Origin of the sequence: Thermococcus radiotolerans, assembly GCF_002214565.1 — an archaeon.
GTDB classification, from domain to species: domain Archaea; phylum Methanobacteriota_B; class Thermococci; order Thermococcales; family Thermococcaceae; genus Thermococcus; species Thermococcus radiotolerans.
Window position 1 is genome coordinate 1256287 of sequence record NZ_CP015106.1, and the last position, 21472, is coordinate 1277758.

Consider the following 21472-nt stretch of genomic DNA (forward strand, 5'->3'; position numbering starts at 1 on the left):
TATGGCGGTGGAGATAGTACTGGACAGGGAAAGGGCTGAAAGGATAAAGCGCATACGGCCCACCAAGGACGAGTACTTTATGCTCATAGCCAAGCTCGTATCGCTCAGGGCTACCTGTCCGCGCCTGAGGGTTGGGGCCGTGGCCGTAAAGGACGGTTACATCCTTGCAACTGGCTACAACGGTGCACCGAGGGGCATGGAGCACTGTATAGACGCCGGATGCATCATCGTCGACGGCCACTGCCACAGGGCCGTCCATGCGGAGCAGAACGTCATAGCGATGGCGGCTAGAAAGGGCATAAGCCTCGAGGGGGCGACGCTCTACGTCACCCACTTCCCCTGCGACACCTGTTTCAAGCTGGTCATCAACGCCGGAATCCGGGAGATAGTCTACGAGGAGATGTACCCCAACGAGGCGACTGAGATTCTCCTGAAGGAAGCGCAGGAAAAAGGAATAGTCAGGATAAGACAGTTCAGGCTCCCGAAGGAGAGGGTACGGGTCTTTCTGGAGGAGCTTTTCGGGGAGTTCGTGGATTAGAGCTTCTCCTCGATTTTCTCCAGTCTTCTGTTCATCTCCTCAAGTTCGATGGCGATTTTCCTCGTCAGTTCGGTTATCTCCCTCTCCGTTTTGTCCACTGCCACGTAAACCTTCAGTATCATAAGATATGACAAAGCTATTCCAATGACAAAGAGGGCATCTAGTCCCCTTCCAAGGCCGAGAAGGTTCTTTATTTCCTCAGCTATCTTAAGGGGGAATAGTGCGATTATCAAGAGACCCAGAAGGATAGCCTCCCAAAAGAGGAAATCGCCCCACTCAAACTCCTTCTTCCCGTACTTCCCCATAACGTAGAGCATCAGGGCCAGCACAACGACTATGGCTATGTACTGAACGGCGTACATCCCCATCACCTCAGCTTATCAAACAGCAGGTTGAGGGCTATCTTAACTCCCTCCAAGATGTTCGTCCCCTTCTTCATCGAGTACTCCGTGTAGACGGCGCGGATGGGCACCTCAACGATGCGGCATCGGTTCCTGGCGGCCTCGATTATGATCTCGCTCGAAACCGCGTAGCGGTCGCACGTTATTCTAATCTTGGACGCACATTCCCTGCTGAGGCAGCGCAGACCGCTCTGGCTGTCGCTCACATACTTCCGGGCAAAGACGGCCGTTATTGCGTCGAGAACGAAGTTTCCAAAGCGCTTCACGAAGGGCATCTGGCTGGTGTCGCCCTTGAGCCTCGAACCAACCGCAAAGTCAGCCCCTCCCTCGGCGACGGGCTTCATGACGCGCAGGGCGTCGCTCACGAGGTGCTGTCCGTCGGCATCGAACGTCAGTATGAGCCTGGCCTTCTGCCTGAGGGCGTAGGCGATTCCAGTTCCGAGCGCACCGCCCAGCCCCCTGTTGACGAGGTGGGTGAGAACGTGAACGCCCTTCGAGCGGGCTATCTCCCTCGTCATGTCCCCGGAGCCGTCGTTGACCACCACTATCTCTTCCCGCCTGAAGTACCTGAGCAGGTCGTCCAGGACGCCTCCAAGGGTTTTCTCCTCGTTGTAGGCCGGGACGACAACGTAGGCATCCAGAATGTTCTCCAGGAGGAGCAGGAGCCCCTTCATATCCTGGACTTCAAAATCCGGCGTAGAATCCACCGAAAAGCTCATCCTCCCCGCGGTATGCCCCGTTATCATGACGCTCAACGCACCGAGCTCCCTAGCGGGGAGTATGTCGTAGCCATGGTCGCCCACCACCAGAACCTTGGTGGGCTCTGTGCCAAAGGACTCAATTATCCTCCTCAACTGCCCGGCGTTTGGTTTGAGCCCATCTGGAGGAACGTCGTCCCTCGTCGAGATTATCCGGAAGTACTCCCTTATTCCGTGCATCTCCAGCGCCTTCAGGGTCGCCTCCCGGGAGCTCCTGGTCATTATCGCCATCTCAATGCCCCTTTTCCTCAGAAAATCCAGAACGTCCAGAACCCCTTCAAAGAGGAAACTATCCCCAATCCTCTCGACCTCAAGCTCGACCAAGATTGAATAAAGCTCCCCGAAGTCCCTCCCGGTCTCGCGTGATATTCTGAGCAGGCTCTCGTACATCGGTGTCAGGTCGCCGAGGGTTTCCTCGGGTATTCCCATCTCGGAGAGCCTGGATTTAAGCTCCTCCTTGAGTTCCGCGAAGGGCTTGGGCGCGCCGACCAGCGTCCCGTCGAGGTCAAAGACCACAAGTTTTACGTCCATGGTATCCACCGAAGGGTTTATTTTTGGCCAGTCCTAAGGGATTTGGGTGTCCAAATATGATAGCGGCCGCTCCGCTTATAGGTTTAACCCTGACGCTCATTCTTACCCCCTACATAGCCGCGAGGATGAAGAGGGCTGGAATCATCGGGAAGGACATCCACAAGATGGGCCGTCCGGAAGTGGCTGAGATGGGGGGAGTAGCAATCCTCCTCGCCCTTCCCGTGGCGCTCTCGCCCTTCATGAGCGAGGAGATCGCGAGAGTTCTCATGGTTTTCCTGCTCTTCGGGGTCGTTGGAATCATAGACGACCTGACGAATTTGAGACAGCTCCACAAGGTCATCCTCTCGCTCATAGTCTCCTTTCCGGTGGCGTTCTTCGGCCTCGCGCCGGAGGTTAACGTCTTCGGCTACACGCTCAACCTCGGCATCCTGTACCCCGTCTTCGCGGTACTCTTCGTCACGGGCTCGGCAAACCTGGTGAACCTGCTGGCCGGCTTCAACGGGCTGGAGATGGGCACTTCCGCCATAATCCTCGGTGTTTTAGCGGCCATAACCGATGGGGAAGCGAGGCTCCTCGCCCTCGCTGGCATGGGGGCGGCCCTCGGGTTCCTCTGGTGGAACAGGTATCCTGCGAAGGTTTTTCCGGGCGACACCGGAACGCTCAGCGCAGGCGCCCTGATAGGCCTCGTCGCTATCACCGGAAAGGTAGAGGCCTACGCGGCGTTGCTCTTGGTTCCCCACTTCCTGGACTTCGTTATAAAGGCAACGAGCGTCCGTTTTGGCGTGAGGAGGCACGGAAGAACGAGGGTTCTGCCGGACGGGACGCTTCAGGCGCCGCCGTACCCCAGCTTCCTGGGGACAATAATGAGAAGGGCCAGGGTGACGGAGCCCAAGCTGGTTGCGATTGTGTGGCTGATAGAGCTCACTCTTGGTCTTCTCGTTTGGGCTCTTCATCGATCACTTTGACCATTCCAAAGCCGTAGCGGGTCTTCTCACCGAAGCCGTTCTCGTAGCCGAAGCGGGCTATCTCGAGGGAGCCATGGTAGCGGAATATCATGAGGGAGCCGCGGTAGTAGGTGTCCCTGACGAGAATCCTGACCGGCTTGAACTTTATGACATCTATCGTAAAGTCCTTCTCCTCGGGCATGGCCCCGACTATGGCAGAGTAGCGCATCAGCATTACCTTGCGGAGCTTGTCGAAGAAGGCCTCCTCGCTCGGATAGAGGTCCCATATCTTCATCTTGTTGCCGCTGAGCTTGACCGTTCTGACCATTATTGGACTGAGCGTCGAAAAGAGCGCCCCATCCCGTATCCTGGGCTCCTTCAGTATTTTGATGTCGTCCGCTATGAAAGCCGCATCGCCCAGCTGGAGAACCGGGCTGTCAATAAAGCCCTCCACAACGGCCTTTATCAACTCGCTGGAAGACGAGGAGACGTAGAGGGAAACATCGTCGGAGAGCACCTTTATTCCCTTATCTGGTATCAGTTCGCGCTTCCTGACCATGATGCGGGAGAATGTGAAGTAATCAACGTGACTCACCTCGGCCTCCCGGGCTATTTCGGGCGAGACAATGGCCATTTTCTCAAGAAGCTGAGCGTAAACGTCATAGTTATAATTGAACGGGAGAATCGTGCCCTCCTTTGCGGGCCTGAACTTTATCTCAACTCTCATTACATCCCACCCCTTGCTATAACCCCTTTATACTTGGTACTCGAAGTTAATAAGAATTTCGCAGATAAACCATGGTTCCATTACTTCAAAATTAAGTCAGGAAAAATTCGCACATCCCGTACCAAAGATATATAAAGCCGGGTGCCCCAAAGCATGCATGGAAAAGATAGAGTTAAAAAGACCCTTCTACACAGTTTGAAATGTGAGAGGTGAAAGATTATGAGCGTTGAAGACGTCGGAGTTAAACCATCGGACGAGTACGATGATTACATCATGTACCTCAAGAGGAGGATTAGGCAGCTTGAACTCCAGGTGAGAACCCTTGAGGCCGATAAGGAGAGGCTGGAGAGGGAGCTCTCTCGCCTTAGGATGGAGATGTCCCGGCTGAGGCAGCCCCCGGCCTTCGCGGGCACACTCCTCGAGCTACTCGACGAGGACAGGGCGATAGTCCAGAACTACAACGGACCGCGCTTCGTTGTCAGAATAGCCCCGTGGATAGAGCGGGAGGACCTGAAGCCCGGAGCGAGGGTTGCCCTCGACCAGAGAACGATGGCGGTTGTGGAGCTCCTCCCCAGCGAGAAGGACCCGAGCGTTCTCGGCTTCGAGGTCATCGAGAGGCCAGAGGTCAGCTACAAAGACGTTGGCGGTCTGGACAAACAGCTGCAGGAGCTGAGGGAGGCAGTGGAGCTTCCGCTCAGGCACCCTGAGCTCTTCGAGAAGGTGGGAATTGAGCCGCCGAAGGGAGTCCTCCTCTACGGCCCGCCGGGCTGTGGAAAGACCCTCATGGCCAAGGCGCTCGCCCACGAGGTCAACGCCACCTTCATAAAGGTCGTCGGCAGCGAGCTGGTGAGGAAGTTCATAGGCGAAGGGGCAAGGCTGGTTCACGAGCTCTTTGAACTGGCCAAGGAGAAGGCCCCGACGATAATATTCATCGACGAAATTGACGCAATAGGTGCAAAGAGGATGGACGAGACGACCGGCGGCGAGAGAGAGGTCAACAGGACCTTGATGCAGCTTCTGGCCGAGATGGACGGCTTCGATCCGAGCGGAAACGTCAAGGTGATAGCGGCAACGAACAGGCCCGACATTCTCGATCCGGCCCTGCTGAGGCCCGGACGCTTTGACAGGCTGATAGAGGTTCCGCTTCCGGACTTCAAGGGCAGGCTGGAAATACTCAGGGTCCACACGAGGAAGATGAACCTCAAGGGCGTTGACCTGCGCATAATAGCGGAGATGACCGAGGGAGCAAGCGGAGCGGACCTCAAGGCCATAGCCACCGAGGCCGGAATGTTCGCCATAAGGGCAAGGCGCGAGTACGTTACCCAGGACGACTTCCTCAAGGCAATAGAGAAGGTCTTCAGCTCTGAACAGAAGCTGGCACAACAGATAGCCATGCACGAAGTCATGTACGGCTGATTTCCTTCTTTTCCAGCTTTTCTTCCACCCGGATTATCCCCCACGCCAGCAGGTACATGGCGGGTATTGAGAGAAACGCCTTCTCATAGCCGAAGCCGTCAATGAGGAGCCCAACGAGGTACGGACCGACGGTTGCGCCAAAGAACCCAATCATGTTGACGAAGCCCATGACCGAACCCAAGTTCTCCCCGGTGGCCTTTTCCGATGTGTATGCGGTGACTATGGCACCGACCGAATAGAACGCCAGTCCCAGGGGAATTATCACCCAGGGAGAAGCCGTGAGGGCAAGAATCAGTGTGAGAAGGGCGTTGAGACCGAAGACCACCGCTATGCTTCTCCTTCCGATTCTGTCGTAGAGGCCGCCGCCGAAGAGGGAACCTGCTATTCCGATAACCGAGAGAAGGGAGAACAGCAGGGACGCGGTCTCAAGGGAGACGCCCGAGTTCACAAGGAAAGATACCAGGAACGTGAGGAGGCCGAAGAAAGCCGCCAGGACTATGAAGTTCGCCGCGCTGAGCAGAAAAACGTTCCGAGGGATGGAGAACGTGACCCTCAAAGGTTTTGAGACCTCCCCCTTGATGGCGAAGGCCAGGGCTATTCCGATTGCCAGGCTCATTGCCGCGAGCGCGGGGAAGGCGTAGCGCCATTCGAGGCTCATCGCTATGGGGACGACTATCAGGGGGGCTATTCCGCTGCCAACGGGCGGGCCGACCATGAAGACGCCCAGCGCGGAGCCCTTCCTCTCGCGGTAGACCTCACTTATCAGAGCCGTTGCGGGGGCGTAGTAGAGGCCGGAGAAGAGGCCATACAGTGCTCGAACCGCGAGCAGTTCCCAGTACCCGCGGGCAAAGATTATGAGGGCGGATGAGAGCGAGTAGCCGATTATGCTGAGGACAAGGAGCCTCTTCCGCCCAAAGCGGTCACCGATGTACCCGGCTGGAACCTGTATGAGCGCGTAGGGTAGAAGCAGGGCCGTCATCAAAAGTCCGGCCTCGGCATTGTTTATCCCCAGCTCGGCCTTTATCATCGGAATAAGGGGCGGAATTGCCATCCTGTGGGCGTAGTTGAAGACCCAGCCGAGCGAGACCAGCAGGAGGAGCCTCTTCCGCATGGTTTCGATAAAGGACTAAGCGTTTAAAAGCATGTTGGAGGGGAGCGTCCAACTACCTTTATAAATGCAGGCCGGAAACCGACTTCAGGGAAGAGAGATGGTGAGCAAGCTGCTGGCACTCGAGGCCTATCCCAACCTGCGGGACCTGGACTTCAGGATACTCAGAGGGGTAGAGCTGAATATGCGGCACCACAGGTGGGTTCCGCTCGAGGACATAGCTAGGTTCGCGAGGGTTGACGTGGAAACCGCATCCTTCAGGCTGGGCAAGCTGGACGACCTGTCCCTCGTCAGGCGGAGGAGCGATATAGGCTACATCGGCTACCAGCTCACGATACACGGCTACGACGTCCTGGCGATAAGGGCGCTGGCGAAGAAGGGCGTTGTAGAGGCCATAAGCACCGCCCAGATAGGCGTTGGAAAGGACGCCGATGTGTACGTGGGAGTAACGCCGGCGGGGGAGAAGGTAGCAGTCAAGTTTAACCGCATAGGCGGCAGAACCGCCTCAAGAAAAGCGGCCTATCACGGGCACGTCTTCCAGGACAAAAGACACACGAGCTGGCTCTACGTTTCGAGGCTCATAGCGAAGAAGGAGTACGAGGCGCTGACCCTGTTGAGCCCAATAGCCCGGGTGCCGAGGCCGATAGCGTGGAACAGGCACGTCATCGTTATGGAGTTTATAGACGGAACCGAACTGGCGGAGCTGCGCGACACCGACCTCTCTATGGAGGAGGCGCGGGAGATACTCGACACCGTTCTGGATGAATACCTCAAGATAGTTCGCTTCGGCATCGTTCACTCGGATATGAGCGAGTTCAACGTAGTCCTGACCCACGACGGGGGCATTCTCATAATTGACTGGGCCCAGTACGTCACGACCGACCGCCCGGAGAGTTACGAGCTTCTCAAAAGGGACATAATCGTGCTCCTCAACGCATTCAGAAGAAGGTGGCGCGTGGAGAAGAGGTTTGAAGATGTCTGGCCGGACTTTGAGAGAGCCTGGCTCGAGAGCAGGGGTGAGGTATGATGGTGATAAAGTACGAGCCGCTGAACCGGCGCGAGAGGATCATGAGGCTCTTCCGGGAGGCCATAGAGGCGGAGAACGCCAGGGATCTCGAGACCGCCAAGCGAAAGCTCGACGAGATAATGGAGCTGGCGAGGGACGAGGAGCCGGAGTTCTACTTCGAGGCCTGCTTCAGACTCGCGGAGATTTTCCTTCAGGAGGACAACTACAGGGGAGCCGTGAAGTGCGCGGTACGTGGAATAGGCCGCGCGCCCAACGAAGACCTCTACCGGCTCGGGATAAAGAGGCTCGGGGACATTCTGTTCATCATGAAGGAGGAGAACCGGCTCGGCGAGATAGCGGAGGGCATGGACGTTACGCTGGGCCTGGTGAAGGACGACGAGGAGCTCCACCGCTTCGTTCAAACTCTCGTGAGGATAGCGAGGGGAGAAAAGGTCGAGGAGCGGTTCTCGCTGGAGGAGTTCAATGAGATAATCGAGCTCCTCAGAGGATAGAGTCAAGGACGCGCATCACGTAGTCCCTCTCGGGACTTTCGGGGAAGTTGTAGGGTTCTTTTTTGGGTCTTTCATTGTAGTACGGCCTGTTGCAGCCAGGGCAGCCGTGGGTGGCGAAAACCTCGGGTGGAATGAGTTCGGCAAGCTTTTCCCTCTCGATTCCAAAGCCAATGAGGGAGTCGCTCTCATCGAACTCGAAATCCTCCGGTGTGACAAGCCCCTCCTTTATGAGGTAATGCGCCACCTGGATTCTCCTGTACCTCGCGAGGCTCGGGGGCTTCGCGTTCTCAAGACGGGTTCCCCTTATGGGTGTGAAGGCGAAGAGGGAAACCCAGGCACCCATCGAGTACGCCCTCCAGATGGTCTCGACGGCTTCCCTGTCGGTCTCACCAAGTCCAATTATAAGATGAATGAAGGCCTTTCCATCGCCGAAGACCTCGATAACGTCTCTCGTGAAACGCCACATCTCGTCCCACGAGTAGAGGGAGTCCTTTATCCCAGGGTAGAGCCTCTCGCTGGCCACGTCGAGGCCGACACCGATGTAGTCAACTCCCCTCGATTTGAACTCCTCGAGGGTTTCCCTATCCACGGGGGTTATCGAGACCGAGACCGGAAGGCCCAGCGGATGGAAAAGGTCGAGGAGTTCAAGAACGTCGGAGACCAGGCCGGGATAGTCAACCGTCTGGAGGCATATCCTCGCGAAGCGGCCCGCAGGGAGGGCCTCAACGACCTCTTCCACGTCGAAGGCAGGCCAGGTTATCCTGGAGAGCTTCTTCAGGTCGGCCCTGCTCTTCCTCGCCTGGGGACAGAAGGCGCAGTTGTTGCGACAGCGGCCGTCGTGGTACGTCATGAGGTACGCGGTGGTTGGCCTGGCGAGCATCCTGGCCCTTACGAGTCCCATGGCTATGGCCGTTCCATAGGAGACCCTGACCTTCATCCCTTCCTACCTCCAAGTATGTGGGGCGCGTGGACTATTATAAGTGATGCGCCCGCTATGAAGGGGAGCAGCGGAAAGACCCCGGCGTAACCCCTGATGCCGGCGACGTAGCCGAGGGTTACCTGGCCCCCGAGCATCCCAAGGTCGAAGAACATCGTGTAAACGCTCGAACCCATCGTCCTTATCCTCGCGGGAAGGTTTCCAAGGGCCATAAGCTGCATCGCGGGAACGGAGAGGCCGAAGCCCGCGCCGATGAGGAGTGCGCTGGCGTAGGAGTAAGGTGGTAGGCTGTAAAGGATCAGCACGATGTAGCCGAGGATAACGAGGAGCATGCCGGCACGTATGACCGGAATCGGACCCATTCTGTCGGCACTCCTGCCGCCCACGAGCCTCATTACGAAGCTCGATATCCCGATGACCATCATGTAGAAGCCGAACAGGCTCTGGGGCATCCCCAGTACCTTGTAGAGCGCGGGGAGGTACGTTATGATGCCGGCGTAGGAGAAGGAGAAGAAGAACAGGGCCAGCGACGCGGCAACGAAATAGCTCCTGAGGAGCTCGGAGTAGCTGACGTCCTCGTGCCTCTCCTCCCTCCTGGCAACGGCCTTTCTGCCATCGAGCCAGACCGGGACTACGAGGGCGAGGCCAACGAGGGAGAACGTCACGGTGAATGAGAAGGCCCCGACGAAGCCGAGGATGTCGGAGAGATAGCCTCCGAGGGCCGGGCCGATTATGTTGCCGAGGGAGAACATCATGCCCCTCCAGCCCAGAGTCTCGCCGACGCGTCCCTCCGGTGCGAGGTCAACTGCGGTGGAGAGGCTCGAGGGGAAGAATATCCCCATGGAGAAGCCGTGGATCGCCCTGGCGAAGGCGAATATCCACAGGTTTCCGAGGAGCGCGGAGGTTATGTAGAGGAGCCCGGCCAGCATTCCAAGGGCGTTGCCGGCCATCATGGCCTGGAACCGATAACCTCTATCCCCTATGAGGCCGCCGATGGGCTTTGAGAACAGGGAGACGACGGAGGCAACCCCTGCGACCAGGCCAACGAGAAAAGGCGTGGCGTTGAGGGTTATCGCGAAGGGCGATATTATGGGGTTGACTACGCTTATTCCCAGGAAGAAAAAGAAGGTCGAGAAGTTGAGGAGCCAGATGTCCCGGAGCGCTCTGTCGATGGCTCAAACCCCCGCTACGGGTTCGTCCATTCCCTCCCTCATGAAGGCGTGGCTCATGTGCTTCGTATTCTTCGCGAAGCCCACGTTGCCCTTGGCATCAACCATTATTATGCCCATCGTATCGGCGCCGAAGTACTTCGTGGCGAGGCTTATCGCGGCCTCGCTGGCTGCCTGGGCGTCCATTCCGAGGCGGACGAAGTCGGTGGCGCTCTTGGCCAGGGCGAGCTTTATCGCCACTTCGCCGAGACCTGTGCAGGAAGCACCCGCAACTTCGTTGGCGTAGGTTCCACCGCCGATTATCGGGGTGTCGCCAACCCTGCCGAACATCTTGAGGAACACCCCACCGGTGGAGGTTCCGGCGACGACCTCCTCGCCGTCGAAGGCAACCGCTCCGACCGTGCTCCTAAGGACTTCGGGATACTCCTTTATCAGCTCGTTGAGCTTCTTCCAGTGTCTCGTCTCACCGGTTTCAACGAGCTTCTTCCTCAGCTCCTCCCACTGCTTCAGCCTCTCGTCGGTCACCGGGTTGTACTCCTCGAAGCCCATAAGCCTGGCAAACTTAACCGCGCCCTCACCGTTGAGGAGCACGTGGTCGGTCTTCTCCATAACCTTCCTCGCGACGCTTATGGGATTCTTGACGCCCCAGATTCCGGCAACGGCGCCGGCTTCGAGGGTTCTTCCGCGCATTATCGCCGCGTCCATCTCGACCTTGCCGTCGAGGGTAAGAACGCTCCCAGTTCCTGCGTTGAAGAGCGGGTTGTCCTCGAGGGCTTTGACTGCCTCTTCCACTGCATCCAGCGCAGAACCCCGCTTGAGCTCGCGCCAGCCGGCCAGAACAGCCTCTCTAACGCCCTCGATGACCTTTGGAATGCGCTCCTCCTTCCTTATCGTGCCGGCACCGCCGTGAACTATTATCGCGACCATGAGAACCACCGTAATAAAAAGTCCTCGAACGGTTAAAAGGGTTATGGAAACGAAAAGATAGGAACTTCAGCTCAGCGCCATGTTGATTATCGTCTCACCGATGTTCTCGAGGTACTCGAGGATCCTGCGGTAGCTCTCGAGGGCTATCGACTGACGGTAGTCTATCGAGCGTATCTCCTCCTTCAGCTCAAGCATCAGCCTGTCGATCTTCGTGAGGTCGCGCTCCTCGATCTGGGCCATCATCCCCTCAAACTTCTCCTTGAGATACGGAACGTTCACCTCGCCCGGATTCTCGGCGATCCTCGTTATGTGGTCGCCTATGCGCTCGATGTTCCTGACTATGAAGAGTATGCCGAGCAGGTCGAAGGTTCTCCTGATTATGCCACTCTCCTCCGTGACGCCGCGCTTGCTCAGAAGCCGGTTGACGGCCCGGATTATGAGGAAGTAGAACCTGTCCAGCTCGTTCTCAAGGTCGTTTATGTCGCGCAGAATCTCGTCGTCCCCGGGCGAGACTATCAGCAGCTCGAGGTCCCCGAGCATCGAGATGATGAGCGAGCGAATCCTGTTGAGGAGCTCCGCGAGGTTCACTTCCTCCTCGTCGAGCAAACTCTTGGCGACTATCCTCTGGGGCTCGTCGAGTATTATCTCGACCCCGGGAAGGCTCTGGAGGACCTTTCTTATCTTGACCTTGTATATCGGCATCTCCTCGACGAGGTGAATCTCAAGGACGTCATAGCCCTGGATGTAGGCAGAGATGACGAGCCTGACCGCCATGTCGGGGGAATACTCCTTCGAGATGTTCAGTATCTTCTTCTCGCTTACCTCCCTCGGCTCCTTGGGGAATATGGTTATGCTCCCGTCGGGGTTTATGAGGAGCGGAACGACATCGCCCTGGGCAAGCCCATGCTCCCTGACCCACTTCTTGGGGAGGGAGATTATGTATGAACTCCTGCCGGTAAATTGAATTTTTCTGAACTCCATAGATACCACCGCTGGTATATAGACGAACGACGACGTATAAAAGGCTTCGGTTCGATACGCTTATAAACGCTAAGATTAATATTGGTACATGCTCCAGGACTACGGCAGGGACGCGAAAATACTCATAGCAGCTAACGCGGCGGGCCAGCTCTTCCTCCAGTTCTCGATATTCATCATGCCGTTCTATCTGGCCGTTTTGGGCTACGATATGGCCGCCATGGGGACGTTCTTTTCGATACAGACTTTTACGGGAGGGCTTTTCTTTTTGATGGCAGGTCAGATATCACTCAGGATTGGTTATCGAAGAGCATTGATTCTAAGCGCCTTCCTCGGACTAATCGGAAGAATTCTCCAAGTCCTGGCTTTAAACTGGTATATCCTTGCCCTCGGCTTCTTCTTAGTCGGTGCGAACATGGGACTGAGGCAGCCGAACTTTACCGCCCTTCTCAGCGAAGAAGTGGAGGAGACTCAACGCCACCACGCCTTCTCGATAAGCTTTGGAATAGGAACGATATTCAACGCCCTCGGAGTCCTCATAGCCGGCTTTGCTCCGGGCTTTTTCGTGGGGCTTGGACTGAGTGAGGGAATAGCCTACAGACTGGTCATATCCCTGGCGCTTCTCCAGTTTGCCCTCGTGATCCCGGCGCTGCTCATGATAAGCGATGTTCCAGTGAAGAACCCGAGGATAAACTGGAACCGCGAGCTGGTCGTCAAGATACTCAAGTTCTCCCTCCCGAGCGCGCTGATAGGCTTTGGAGCCGGGATAACTATACCCTACATGAGCCTCTACTTCAAGCTCCAGTTCGGACAAACTTTGGCGGCAATAAGCGGGATATTCTTCTTCCAGCAGCTGGCAATGGGCCTCGGCTCCTTCGGCCTTCCAAAGCTGGTTCACAGGATAGGACCTGTGAAGGTGATAACGTCCTTCCAGAGCATAGCGGCATTTCTCTTCGCGATATTCCCCTCGATAGAGACCTTCCTGGTAGCGGCACTGCTCTACGTCGTCCGCTCCATCCTCATGAACATAGTCTGGCCCATAAATGACTCCTTCATGATGGGCTTCTTCTCGACCGAGGAGAAGGCCACCGCGGCGGGGATAAGGAGGGCCTTCTCAACCTTTATGCGCGGAGGAGGGAACTACGTCGGCGGCCTACTGTTTGGAATGTCCCTGAGCTATCCGTTCTATGCGACGGCGGCGCTCTACGTCATTGCAACGGCTATATTCTACGCCTTCTTCATAAAACACAACGAGTGAAAAGGAAAGTCAACCCTTTGCGAGCTCGATTCCCCGCTCAAGGGCCCTGAAGTTGATCTCCCAGAGCTTCTCCCTGAGGGTGAGCCTTATTCCCTCAAGCAGGGAGTCCTTCTTGAGGGGCACGAGGCCCTTTCCGTAGGCGTAGCCGAGCATCAGGACGCCGAGGGTCCTGGGGTTTATCCTGTCCGCCTCGCGCTGGAAGTCCATCATGTACACGGGGCAGATTCTTCCCAGGGCGGCCTCTATTTCGTCCAGCCCCGGATACTTCTCCTTCCCGACGAGGGTCGTTGCCGTGTGGATCGGGTAGGCGTTGATCACTGCGTGGCTGTCCTTTCCCAAGAAGCGGGCGTTTCTCAGCGCCTCAGCGGGTTCAAGGGCGAGCATGAGGTTTGCTTCCCCTTCCTCGATGAGGGGTGAGTAGACCTCCTCTCCAAACCTGAGATAGCTGAGAACACTTCCATAGCGCTGGCTCATCCCGAGGGTTTCACCTATCCTGACGTTGTAGCCCTCGTGCATGGCAGCGTTCCCAACGATCCTCGAAAGCGTCAATCCACCCTGACCGCCAACACCGGTGATTATGAGGTTGAACTCCATCTGTACCACCGAGATGCATTGGAGGGAGCGGATAAAAACCTGTTGTCAAGAAAATTCGGCCGGCTGGAGTGAGACTCGAAAATACCACAGGGAAAGGGCAGAAAAAGTTGAAGAACTAAATCAGCCCTCCAGGCGGAGGCGCCTAATGACGAAGTCCCTGTCGAGGGAAGCCAGGAAGCTCGCGAGCCTTGGACCACGGTCCTTGCCGATGAAGACGTTGTAGAGCGCCTTGAACCACTCCTTGCTCGGGATTTCACGCTTCTTGGCGATATCAAAGAGCGCGTTGTTGAGTTCCTCAACGGTGAAGCCCTCGTGGGCCTCGAGCCACTCGGCGACCTCGAGCATGGCATCCCGGATTTCAGGCCTAAGCTCGATCTCCGGGGGCTCTTCCAGGATGCTGAATTTTACGTTGTCGGGGGCGTACTTCTCAACCCAGTTCTTGGCGAGCCCTATGCGGAGCCTTATGCGCTCTATGTCGTCTTCGCCGAGCTCCCTAGGAACGTGACCCTGCTCCTGGAGAACGCGGATTATGCCGCTTTCGTCGAGGTGCGGCATCTGGACGAGCGTAACCAGGAACCTGAAGGGCGCCTGCGCGGTCAGCCTGTCGGGAACCTTCGGCATCGAGAGCTCGTAGGTTCTCTTGAGCTCCTCTTCCTCCTCAGGGTTCTTGGCCTGCTCAATGCCGAAGTAGATGCGCTCCACCTTGTCGAACTCGTCGTAGAGGTTGAGCAGGCCCAGGCCGAGGTCTATCTTGAGCTCCTTGTTCGGCCTCGCCTTCGCGTATATGAAGCGGATTATTCCCGGCTCGAGCACCTCGTAGAGATCGCTGAGGAGTATAACGTTGCCCTTTGAACCGCTCATCTTGCCCTTCTGCCCCTTGATTCCGACGAACTCGTACATCAGGTCTATGGGTGAAGGCCAGCCGAATATCTTCTCAACTATCTCCCTGCCGGTGTCGTACGAGCCGCCGGCTGCCAGGTGGTCCTTTCCGGCCGGCTCGAAGTCCACCTTGAAGTGAGCCCAGCGCATCGGCCAGTCAACTCTCCACCTGAGCTTGACGTTGCCGTCCCTTATGTCGGTCTCGCCCTCGCTACCGCAGTGGGGGCACTTGTAGGAAACCTTCCACTCGCCGTCCCATGAAACGAACTCCGCCTCCTTTCTGCACTTCGGGCAGTAAACCATAACCGGCTGCCAGTCCTCCTCAAGGGGCGGCTGCTTGGCCCTCTCGCGGTATTTGTCGAGTATGGCCTTTATCTCTTCGCGCTTGGCCAGGGCGAGCTTTATCTCCTCGGCGTACTCACCGGACTTGTACAGTTCGTAGGCGTGGAGAAAGTCCACCTCTATGCCAAGCCTCTCCACCTCGCTCTCGAAGAGCTCCATGAAGTGCTCCGCGTAGCTCTCGTGGCAACCCCAAGGGTCCGGAACCTCGCGAACCGGCTTCGTGAGGTGCTCCTTCCACTCGGGCGGGACGTTCTTTGGAACCTTCCTAAAGCGGTCGTAGTCGTCCCACATGTGAATGTGCCTGACCTTCTTTCCCCTGTCCCTCAAAGCGTGGCCCACTATATAGGCCGTGAAGAACTCGCGGAAGTTTCCGATGTGAACGTAACCGCTCGGCGTTATTCCGCTCTCCACAACGTATTCATCCTTGTCGCCGCGCTCCCTGATGATTTTCTCGGCCATGTAATCCGCCCAGTGAACCATTTTCACCACCGGGTTTAGCTCCGCTGAGGGCTTTTTAAGCTTAAGCTCGGCCAACTGATGACAACTCAAAGAGGGAAAATTTTATAAGCTATGATAGTAAAACTACTCGTAAAAGTAACGGGAGGCGTCCCCATGGAGCTGGAACCCTTGAGGATGCAGGTGTTCTTCCCGGCCTCGCTGGAGATTCAGGAGGAGCTGCTCAAGGCTGGCTTCAGGGTACCCTACGATAAGGAGAGCGGGAGAAAAACACCGATTCCAGTGGTGGTGAGCTCGCGGGAGGAGAGACGGATTCGTAGGAGCCGCCTATTGAAGGCCCGGGACTTTGAAAGCGATGGCAAATTTGCCATGCTATCCGGAGAAAAAACGTCCATCGAGTTTGAGCTCACGGAAAGGGGCTTTCTGGTGCTCAGGCCAAAGCCGATCGAGTACCACCTCGAGGAAATGGGCTTCGTCTCCGTCCCTCCCAGGGTCTGGGGAACGTGGGCGAGCTTTTCGCTGCCCTTTTCGGCGTACGATGAACTGGTGAATTTCCTGGCCGATTTCAGGAACGATGATGGAAACGGATTCTACACCGCCTCCAGGGGCTCCGGCGGAAGGATAGAGGTCTACGCCTACAAGGGGAGGAAGGGAAAAGACCTGGGGATTCCAGTTTTCGGCTACTCCCTCGGGCTCCACGGCCTGACGCTTGCGGAAGAGTACTTTTTGGAGAGGGCCAGGGAGAACGGAGTTCCAGAGGAAAGGCTCCGCTACATCAAGCTCGGCCTGAGAAAGAGGAGAGAAACCAAGGCGGGCCTCAAGGTTGGCCTCATCTGGGAGAACGGGAGACCGGTCGAAATAACGCTCAAGCTCTCAACGACGGAGCCAAGGGTTAGAATTCAGGGACTCTACGGTGAGCTGGTCGGCAAGTCCCGGGGAGAACTCGCGAGAACAGAGGGATGGTACATCGTCGTCCACGCGGGCGATTTTATCACCGCACTGGAGACCGTGGGGAGGGCCTTCGGGGGCAAGCCATATTAACCCCAACCCCCTCTCATTTTTTGGTGGAACGCATGCTCCCTAGCTGGCTAATCTACGCGAGTGTGGCTGCTGCCTTCATACTGCTGGCGATCGGTGTAACCAAAAAACTCGGCGAGGAGTACGCCTGGGTGAACAGGAAGATAATCCACTTCAGCATAGTCCCTGCGGTTCTGATGTTCTACTACGGAAAAATTCCAGCAGATGTCTTCGGCGTCTCGGCTTTTATCTTCGGTGTCTTCCAACTGTGGCCGCACCTCAAAAAGAGGGAGTTCTCGTGGTACCAGATAGAGCACAACTACGGTGAGGTGTTCTTTGCCTTCTCGGCCTCGGTCGTTCCGATGGTTCTGCCGAGGGAGTACGCCACCGCCCTGCTCCTGGCAATGGCAATAAGCGACGGGGTGACCGGAATAATCAGACACTTTTACTTCAGGCGGCACGGCTTCAACGTCAAGCTGAGGAAGCACTGGACGGGAAGCCTTGGCTACCTGGCAACGGCGCTGGCGATAGCGTTCCTTCTCCTCGATGCAGGTGCGATGGGAAAAATAGGATGGGCGGTCATCCTGACCCTGGCCGAGTACCAGGACAGGCTCGACGATAACCTGGCGGTTCCTCTGGTGGGGAGTCTTCTCTTTCTCCTCTACTGAGCCCACCTAACCTTCAGGCTGTCCTTCTTCACCTTGTTGAACTCCTCTACGAGGGCCTTTCCGGTCCTCTCCATGAAGTCCTCGATGTCGGTAATGCCGAGCTCCTTCAGGCCCATGGCGTTCACACCTTCGGGGATTCCTTTCGCTTCCACGTTTATCCCGATGTGGATTTTGACGCTGACCGGCGAAACGGTGGCTATCGAGATGCTGAGCTTCTTGCCGTCCACGTATATGTCGTCGCCCTTTCTCTCAGTCTTCACGCCGTATTCTCCCAAAACCTCGCAGAGCTTGGCTATGAAAAGCTTCTGAAGCGTTGAGGCGAAGAGGGTGTTGACAAGGTCGAAGACCTCGATGATGTAGTGAACCATGTCGTCGCTCTTGATTTCCTTGCTCGCTCGGAGGTCTTCGATGTCAATCATCTCTTCAACCTTGACGTCGCACTTTCCGCGGAAGACGACGAGCGAATTCCCGAGTATTCCGAAGTTCCTATATGCCCAGTGGCTCCCTATCGCGGAACCGTCGTAGTCTATGTGCCTATCCTTCACAATGAGCAGCTCCATGCTATCACCCCATCCTTTCCAAAAGTTCCCTCAACTCCTCAAAACCTTTGGCATCTTTCCACATGTGGATGAACCGAATAGCAGAGACGGCGGTTTTAACCTCTTCGATGTGTATATCCCTGTCGTCCACGTAGATGACCATATCAACATCGTATCCAGAGAGCTCCAGCTCCCGGAGCGTTCTCGCTATCATGTCCGCCTTGTCCGGGTGGTTCTCAATTTTTGGAAACATGAAGTAGTCCCAGAGACCAAATCCCTCAAGGATCGGCCTGACCCTCTCCTCAACGTTCCAGCTCGCTATGCTCAGAATGAACCTGCCACCCGCCCATTCGAGGAACTCCCTGACTCCCGGGAAGAGATGGAGTTCCTGCCCGGTAGAATCAATCAGATAATCGCCGTGGAAATCGTATGGCGGCGTAAGCCGGGATGCATCCTCATGATCCCAGAGGGTACCGTCGAGATCGAGGACTAAAAGCTTCATTCAACCACCAAGAAAAGCTCCGCTGGAGGGTTTTAACGATTGCGGAAAAGCACCATAACTGTAGGTTTAACACTGCGATGCAATCAATCAGACAGAAACGAGATTTAGGGCCAGGACCGTGCACAGGCCGATTGACCTATCAAATGCCCAGCCCCCCTTTCAGAGGCAGAAACCTCGGGCTGTTGGGAGCGGCAGACTGAACGGGTCGGTTTCCCTTCCCGCTTACATCCCCGCCCCATCAAACGGGTCTTCTTCCCGAGCCCTCGTCCCAGGCAAAGGACCGGTCGCCCGACCCCCTGCGCCTGGGAGTGGGTGCCTATTTTCGGGGACCGCTTCGGCCTTAGATGCTTTCAGGCCTTATCGGACGCGGCGTAGCTGCCCGGCTGTGCCCTGTAGGACAACCGGTAGACCAGAGGCCGCGGCTCCCTGTTCCTCTCGTACTGGGGGAGCCTTCCCCTCAGGCACCCAGCACCTCCGGTAGATAGCATCCGACCTGTCTCACGACGGTCTAAACCCAGCTCACGTTCCCCTTTAATGGGTGAACACCCCCACCCTTGGCCCCTGCTGCAGGACCAGGATGGGAAGAGCCGACAGCGAGGTAGCAAGCCTCGGGGTCGATATGGGCTCTCGCCCGAGACGACTCTGTTATCCCCAGGGTAGCTTTTCTGTCATCCCTGGCCCCCACCGGGGAGGCACAGGGGTTCGCTAGGCCACGCTTTCGCGGCTGGACCCGCCTCTGTTACGGGTCCAGTCAGGCCGGCTTTTGCCCTTGCACTCTACGGCGGATTCCTGACCCGCCTGAGCCGACCTTAGGGCACCCTCGATACCTTTTCGAGGGTGTGCCGCCCCAGCCAAACTGCCCACCTACCGCTGTCCCCCCGTCGGGGGTTAGCCGTACGGCAGAGGGTGGGCGGTGTCTCATGGACGGCTCCACCCGCCCCGGAGGACGGGCTTCGACGCCTCCCGCCTACGCTGCGCACCCCCCGCCGTACGGCAACGGCAGGCTGCAGTAAAGCTCCATGGGGTCTTCGCTTCCCACCGGAGGTCCCAGGCATATGCGCCTGGCAGTGGTTTCGCCGGGCCCCAGCCGGGGACAGTGGGGACCTCGTTACGCCATTCATGCAGGTCGGCATTTAACCGACAAGGAATTTCGCTACCTTAAGAGGGTTATAGTTACCCCCGCCGTTTACCGGTGCTTCACCCGGTTGGACCCGGGCTTCACATACCGGCACTGGGCAGGCGTCGGCCCCAGTACAAACCCTTTCGGGCTAGCTGGGACCTGTGTTTTTACTAAACAGTCGGGCCCCCCTAGTCACTGCGACCTGCGGGTTACGCACCCGCAGGCACCCCTTCTCCCGAAGTTACGGGGCCAATTTGCCGAGTTCCCTCGGCTGGGTTTCCCCCGACACGCCTTAGGCTTCTCACCCAGGGGCACCGGTGTCGGTTCTCGGTACGGTCGCGGTGGATCGTTCCCAGAGGGCTTTTCACGGGCCCCAGGGATCGGCGGAACCCCCCTTACGGGAGGCCATTCGCGCTTTCATCCGGTTCTCGCCATTACGGCACTCCCCGGACTTATACGCTTAGCCGGCCTTGTGGACCGGTCCGCCTACCCCGAGGCGTCACCCTCTGGGCTTGCGTTGCCGCGCCTACCACCGCGGTACGGGAATATAAACCCGTTTCCCTTTCGCGGGCGCCGAGTTACGGACCCGCTTAGGACCGACTAACCCACGGCTGACGAACATTGCCGTGGAACCCTGGCCCCTTCGGCGGCCGGGATTCTCACCCGGCTATGCTGCTACTCCCGGCAGGATCCACAATACCGACGGGTCCACCGGACCTTACGGCCCGGCTTCCACCCCACCGGCACGCCCGCCTACCCGATCACGGACCAATCGGTCCGTGCGCCGGGGTCTCGGCAGCCGGCTTTAGCCCCGTCCATTTTCGGGGCCCCTGACCTCGACGGGTGAGCTGTTACGCACTCTTTAAAGGATGGCTGCTTCTAAGCCTACCTCCCCGCTGTCTAAGGCCAGGGACACCCTTTGGAGTAACACTTAGCCGGCATTTAGGGGCCTTAACCCCGGTCTGGGTTGTTCCCCTCTCGGTTGACGGCTTACACCGTCACCCTACTCCGGCCATCTACGGCGGCAGTGGGTTCGGAGTTTGACAGGGAGCCGGGGGATTTCTCCCCCTAAACCCCCAATCAGTGCTCTACCCCACCACCTACCTCCGGCCGGGCTATCCTGAGGGATAATTCGGCGGGAACCAGCTATCGCCGGCCTCGATTGGCCTTTCACCCCTAGCCCGAGGTCACGGGAGCGAATTGCACGTCAGCATCCCTATCGGGCCTCCATCCCTCTGTTGAGGGACTTCACCCTGCCCCGGGCTAGATCGACCGGCTTCGGGTCTCATCCGAGCGACTCCGGGCGCTTTCACACCCCGTCCCTCACCCTTACGGGCTGCGGACCTGTCGGTTTCCCTGTGGCTTCGGGGGTGAACCCCTTAACCTCGCCGCTCGGATGAACTCCCTGCCCCGTGATCCAAGACGGACGGTGCAACCCCGGTCCCCTCCCCTCGTACTCCACGGTCGCCCGTGTTTCCTTCGGGGAGGCTCAACCCTTTCGGGCCGCACCCACCTATCGCCGCCTGGTTTCAGGCTCTTTTCACCCCCTGCCAGGGGTGCTTTTCAGCTTTCCCTCACGGTACTAGTTCGCTATCGGTCTCGGGACGTATTTAGGGTTGGGAGCCGATGCCTCCCAGCTTCCCGCCGGATATCCGACCGACGGTACTCAGGAACCCTGCAGGAGCCTGAGGGCTTACGCCTACGGGGCTTTCACCCTCTACGGCGCCACGTTCCAGTGGACTTCGGCTTCACCCTCGAGGCTCCGATGCAGGGCCCTACTACACCACATCCCGCCGGGGTTTCCCCCAACGGTTCAGTTTGCCCTGTGCCGCTTTCGGTCGCCCCTACTAACGGCATCGCTTTTGCTTTCTTTTCCTGCGGGTACTAAGATGTTTCAATTCCCCGCGTTCCCCCTCCCGACTGGGAGTGCGGCAAGAGCCGCAGGAGGTCCCATTCGGGAATCCCCGGTTCGACGGCTGCCTGCGCCTCGCCGGGGCTTATCGCAGCTTGCCACGCCCTTCGTCGGCGCCCCGAGCCGAGCCATCCACCAGGCGGCTTAGGTTTTCTGCCCCCTACTCAGGGGGCTGGGCATTTTTTGGGTCAATCGGCCTGTGCACGGTCCTCATCGTGACCCCTGTTCGGGGC

At 57.6% G+C, this 21472-nt stretch carries 20 protein-coding genes and 1 rRNA gene; 8 read left to right on the plus strand and 13 right to left on the minus strand.

From position 1 onward, the window contains the following. Nucleotide 1 precedes the first annotated feature (1 nt). Nucleotides 2-538: a deoxycytidylate deaminase gene (locus A3L10_RS07035; protein WP_088866965.1), complete on the plus strand. Its 537-nt coding sequence runs from the start codon at nt 2-4 to the stop codon at nt 536-538. Here the strand turns inward: A3L10_RS07035 and A3L10_RS07040 are convergent. Beyond that, nucleotides 535-900 carry a DUF2304 domain-containing protein gene (locus tag A3L10_RS07040; protein ID WP_088866966.1) on the minus strand — a complete coding sequence of 122 codons (366 nt, stop codon included), beginning with the start codon at nt 898-900 and terminating at the stop codon, nt 535-537. The genes A3L10_RS07035 and A3L10_RS07040 overlap by 4 nt on opposite strands. A 5-nt stretch (nt 901-905) precedes the next feature. Beyond that, complete coding sequence (locus tag A3L10_RS07045) at nt 906-2228, minus strand: glycosyltransferase (RefSeq protein WP_088866967.1); 1323 nt, start codon at nt 2226-2228, stop codon at nt 906-908. A gap of 56 nt (nt 2229-2284) precedes the next feature. On the opposite strand from A3L10_RS07045, the gene A3L10_RS07050 reads away from it, so the two are divergent. After that, entirely contained in the window at nt 2285-3193 is a 909-nt protein-coding gene (locus tag A3L10_RS07050) for an MraY family glycosyltransferase (protein ID WP_088866968.1), read from the plus strand. Here A3L10_RS07050 and cas6 read toward each other — a convergent pair. Beyond that, a complete protein-coding gene (cas6, locus tag A3L10_RS07055) occupies nt 3150-3899 on the minus strand; it encodes a CRISPR-associated endoribonuclease Cas6 (protein ID WP_088181106.1) in 750 nt (249 codons plus the stop codon). The two genes, A3L10_RS07050 and cas6, sit on opposite strands and share 44 nt — an antisense overlap. A 219-nt stretch (nt 3900-4118) precedes the next feature. Here cas6 and A3L10_RS07060 point away from each other — a divergent pair, with 219 nt between their 5' ends. Continuing rightward, on the plus strand, nt 4119-5315 hold the full coding sequence (locus A3L10_RS07060) for a proteasome-activating nucleotidase (protein WP_088866969.1): 1197 nt from the start codon (nt 4119-4121) through the stop codon (nt 5313-5315). Here A3L10_RS07060 and A3L10_RS07065 read toward each other — a convergent pair. Continuing rightward, a complete protein-coding gene (locus tag A3L10_RS07065; RefSeq protein WP_088866970.1) occupies nt 5302-6426 on the minus strand; it encodes an MFS transporter in 1125 nt (374 codons plus the stop codon). The genes A3L10_RS07060 and A3L10_RS07065 overlap by 14 nt on opposite strands. Before the next feature lie 97 nt (nt 6427-6523). Between A3L10_RS07065 and A3L10_RS07070 the strand changes: the two genes are divergently transcribed. Both A3L10_RS07070 and A3L10_RS07075 read left to right on the plus strand, forming a co-directional pair. Beyond that, nucleotides 6524-7450 (plus strand): serine/threonine-protein kinase RIO2, encoded by a 927-nt coding sequence (locus A3L10_RS07070; protein ID WP_088867553.1) that lies wholly within the window; start codon nt 6524-6526, stop codon nt 7448-7450. Then, nucleotides 7450-7941: a hypothetical protein gene (locus tag A3L10_RS07075; protein WP_088866971.1), complete on the plus strand. Its 492-nt coding sequence runs from the start codon at nt 7450-7452 to the stop codon at nt 7939-7941. Before A3L10_RS07070 ends, A3L10_RS07075 begins: the two co-directional genes overlap by 1 nt. On the opposite strand, the gene A3L10_RS07080 is transcribed toward A3L10_RS07075, so the two are convergent. The 4 genes from A3L10_RS07080 to A3L10_RS07095 form a co-directional block, all read right to left on the minus strand. Continuing rightward, nucleotides 7931-8878 (minus strand): radical SAM protein, encoded by a 948-nt coding sequence (locus A3L10_RS07080; protein WP_088866972.1) that lies wholly within the window; start codon nt 8876-8878, stop codon nt 7931-7933. The two genes, A3L10_RS07075 and A3L10_RS07080, sit on opposite strands and share 11 nt — an antisense overlap. Continuing rightward, on the minus strand, nt 8875-10050 hold the full coding sequence (locus A3L10_RS07085) for an MFS transporter (RefSeq protein ID WP_088866973.1): 1176 nt from the start codon (nt 10048-10050) through the stop codon (nt 8875-8877). Before A3L10_RS07085 ends, A3L10_RS07080 begins: the two co-directional genes overlap by 4 nt. 3 nt (nt 10051-10053) lie before the next feature. Then, the gene (locus tag A3L10_RS07090) at nt 10054-10974 is read right to left on the minus strand and encodes an isoaspartyl peptidase/L-asparaginase family protein (protein ID WP_088866974.1); all 921 of its coding nucleotides are present in this window, start codon (nt 10972-10974) and stop codon (nt 10054-10056) included. A 66-nt stretch (nt 10975-11040) separates the two neighbouring features. Beyond that, nucleotides 11041-11955 (minus strand): phosphate signaling complex PhoU family protein, encoded by a 915-nt coding sequence (locus A3L10_RS07095; protein WP_088866975.1) that lies wholly within the window; start codon nt 11953-11955, stop codon nt 11041-11043. An 88-nt stretch (nt 11956-12043) separates the two neighbouring features. Here A3L10_RS07095 and A3L10_RS07100 point away from each other — a divergent pair, with 88 nt between their 5' ends. Continuing rightward, nucleotides 12044-13210: an MFS transporter gene (locus A3L10_RS07100; protein WP_088866976.1), complete on the plus strand. Its 1167-nt coding sequence runs from the start codon at nt 12044-12046 to the stop codon at nt 13208-13210. A gap of 9 nt (nt 13211-13219) precedes the next feature. Here A3L10_RS07100 and A3L10_RS07105 read toward each other — a convergent pair whose 3' ends face one another. Both A3L10_RS07105 and lysS read right to left on the minus strand, forming a co-directional pair. After that, nucleotides 13220-13804 carry an indolepyruvate oxidoreductase subunit beta gene (locus tag A3L10_RS07105; RefSeq protein ID WP_088866977.1) on the minus strand — a complete coding sequence of 195 codons (585 nt, stop codon included), beginning with the start codon at nt 13802-13804 and terminating at the stop codon, nt 13220-13222. A 120-nt stretch (nt 13805-13924) separates the two neighbouring features. Beyond that, on the minus strand, nt 13925-15505 hold the full coding sequence (gene lysS / locus A3L10_RS07110) for a lysine--tRNA ligase (protein WP_088866978.1): 1581 nt from the start codon (nt 15503-15505) through the stop codon (nt 13925-13927). Nucleotides 15506-15637: 132 nt separating this feature from the next. Between lysS and A3L10_RS07115 the strand changes: the two genes are divergently transcribed. Further along, a complete protein-coding gene (locus tag A3L10_RS07115) occupies nt 15638-16522 on the plus strand; it encodes a PhoI (RefSeq protein WP_088866979.1) in 885 nt (294 codons plus the stop codon). A gap of 32 nt (nt 16523-16554) precedes the next feature. After that, nucleotides 16555-17166 (plus strand): diacylglycerol/polyprenol kinase family protein, encoded by a 612-nt coding sequence (locus tag A3L10_RS07120; RefSeq protein ID WP_088866980.1) that lies wholly within the window; start codon nt 16555-16557, stop codon nt 17164-17166. Here the strand turns inward: A3L10_RS07120 and A3L10_RS07125 are convergent. The 3 genes from A3L10_RS07125 to A3L10_RS07135 form a co-directional block, all read right to left on the minus strand. Further along, a complete protein-coding gene (locus A3L10_RS07125) occupies nt 17160-17726 on the minus strand; it encodes a DUF366 family protein (protein WP_088866981.1) in 567 nt (188 codons plus the stop codon). The two genes, A3L10_RS07120 and A3L10_RS07125, sit on opposite strands and share 7 nt — an antisense overlap. Before the next feature lie 4 nt (nt 17727-17730). Next, nucleotides 17731-18207: a magnesium-dependent phosphatase-1 gene (locus A3L10_RS07130; protein WP_088866982.1), complete on the minus strand. Its 477-nt coding sequence runs from the start codon at nt 18205-18207 to the stop codon at nt 17731-17733. A 162-nt stretch (nt 18208-18369) separates the two neighbouring features. Then, nucleotides 18370-21399: ribosomal RNA gene (locus A3L10_RS07135) — 23S ribosomal RNA — on the minus strand. Nucleotides 21400-21472 lie beyond the last annotated feature (73 nt).

Excerpts from the sequence above, each read along its gene's own strand:
- A3L10_RS07035 (WP_088866965.1), top strand. The coding sequence starts at position 2 with ATGGCGGTGGAGATAGTACTGGACAGGGAAAGGGCTGAAAGGATAAAG.
- A3L10_RS07040 (WP_088866966.1), bottom strand. The coding sequence starts at position 900 with ATGTACGCCGTTCAGTACATAGCCATAGTCGTTGTGCTGGCCCTGATG.
- A3L10_RS07045 (WP_088866967.1), bottom strand. The coding sequence starts at position 2,228 with ATGGACGTAAAACTTGTGGTCTTTGACCTCGACGGGACGCTGGTCGGC.
- A3L10_RS07050 (WP_088866968.1), top strand. The coding sequence starts at position 2,285 with ATGATAGCGGCCGCTCCGCTTATAGGTTTAACCCTGACGCTCATTCTT.
- cas6 (WP_088181106.1), bottom strand. The coding sequence starts at position 3,899 with ATGAGAGTTGAGATAAAGTTCAGGCCCGCAAAGGAGGGCACGATTCTC.
- A3L10_RS07060 (WP_088866969.1), top strand. The coding sequence starts at position 4,119 with ATGAGCGTTGAAGACGTCGGAGTTAAACCATCGGACGAGTACGATGAT.
- A3L10_RS07065 (WP_088866970.1), bottom strand. The coding sequence starts at position 6,426 with ATGCGGAAGAGGCTCCTCCTGCTGGTCTCGCTCGGCTGGGTCTTCAAC.
- A3L10_RS07070 (WP_088867553.1), top strand. The coding sequence starts at position 6,524 with ATGGTGAGCAAGCTGCTGGCACTCGAGGCCTATCCCAACCTGCGGGAC.
- A3L10_RS07075 (WP_088866971.1), top strand. The coding sequence starts at position 7,450 with ATGGTGATAAAGTACGAGCCGCTGAACCGGCGCGAGAGGATCATGAGG.
- A3L10_RS07080 (WP_088866972.1), bottom strand. The coding sequence starts at position 8,878 with ATGAAGGTCAGGGTCTCCTATGGAACGGCCATAGCCATGGGACTCGTA.
- A3L10_RS07090 (WP_088866974.1), bottom strand. The coding sequence starts at position 10,974 with ATGGTCGCGATAATAGTTCACGGCGGTGCCGGCACGATAAGGAAGGAG.
- A3L10_RS07095 (WP_088866975.1), bottom strand. The coding sequence starts at position 11,955 with ATGGAGTTCAGAAAAATTCAATTTACCGGCAGGAGTTCATACATAATC.
- A3L10_RS07100 (WP_088866976.1), top strand. The coding sequence starts at position 12,044 with ATGCTCCAGGACTACGGCAGGGACGCGAAAATACTCATAGCAGCTAAC.
- A3L10_RS07105 (WP_088866977.1), bottom strand. The coding sequence starts at position 13,804 with ATGGAGTTCAACCTCATAATCACCGGTGTTGGCGGTCAGGGTGGATTG.
- lysS (WP_088866978.1), bottom strand. The coding sequence starts at position 15,505 with ATGGTTCACTGGGCGGATTACATGGCCGAGAAAATCATCAGGGAGCGC.
- A3L10_RS07115 (WP_088866979.1), top strand. The coding sequence starts at position 15,638 with ATGGAGCTGGAACCCTTGAGGATGCAGGTGTTCTTCCCGGCCTCGCTG.
- A3L10_RS07120 (WP_088866980.1), top strand. The coding sequence starts at position 16,555 with ATGCTCCCTAGCTGGCTAATCTACGCGAGTGTGGCTGCTGCCTTCATA.
- A3L10_RS07125 (WP_088866981.1), bottom strand. The coding sequence starts at position 17,726 with ATGGAGCTGCTCATTGTGAAGGATAGGCACATAGACTACGACGGTTCC.
- A3L10_RS07130 (WP_088866982.1), bottom strand. The coding sequence starts at position 18,207 with ATGAAGCTTTTAGTCCTCGATCTCGACGGTACCCTCTGGGATCATGAG.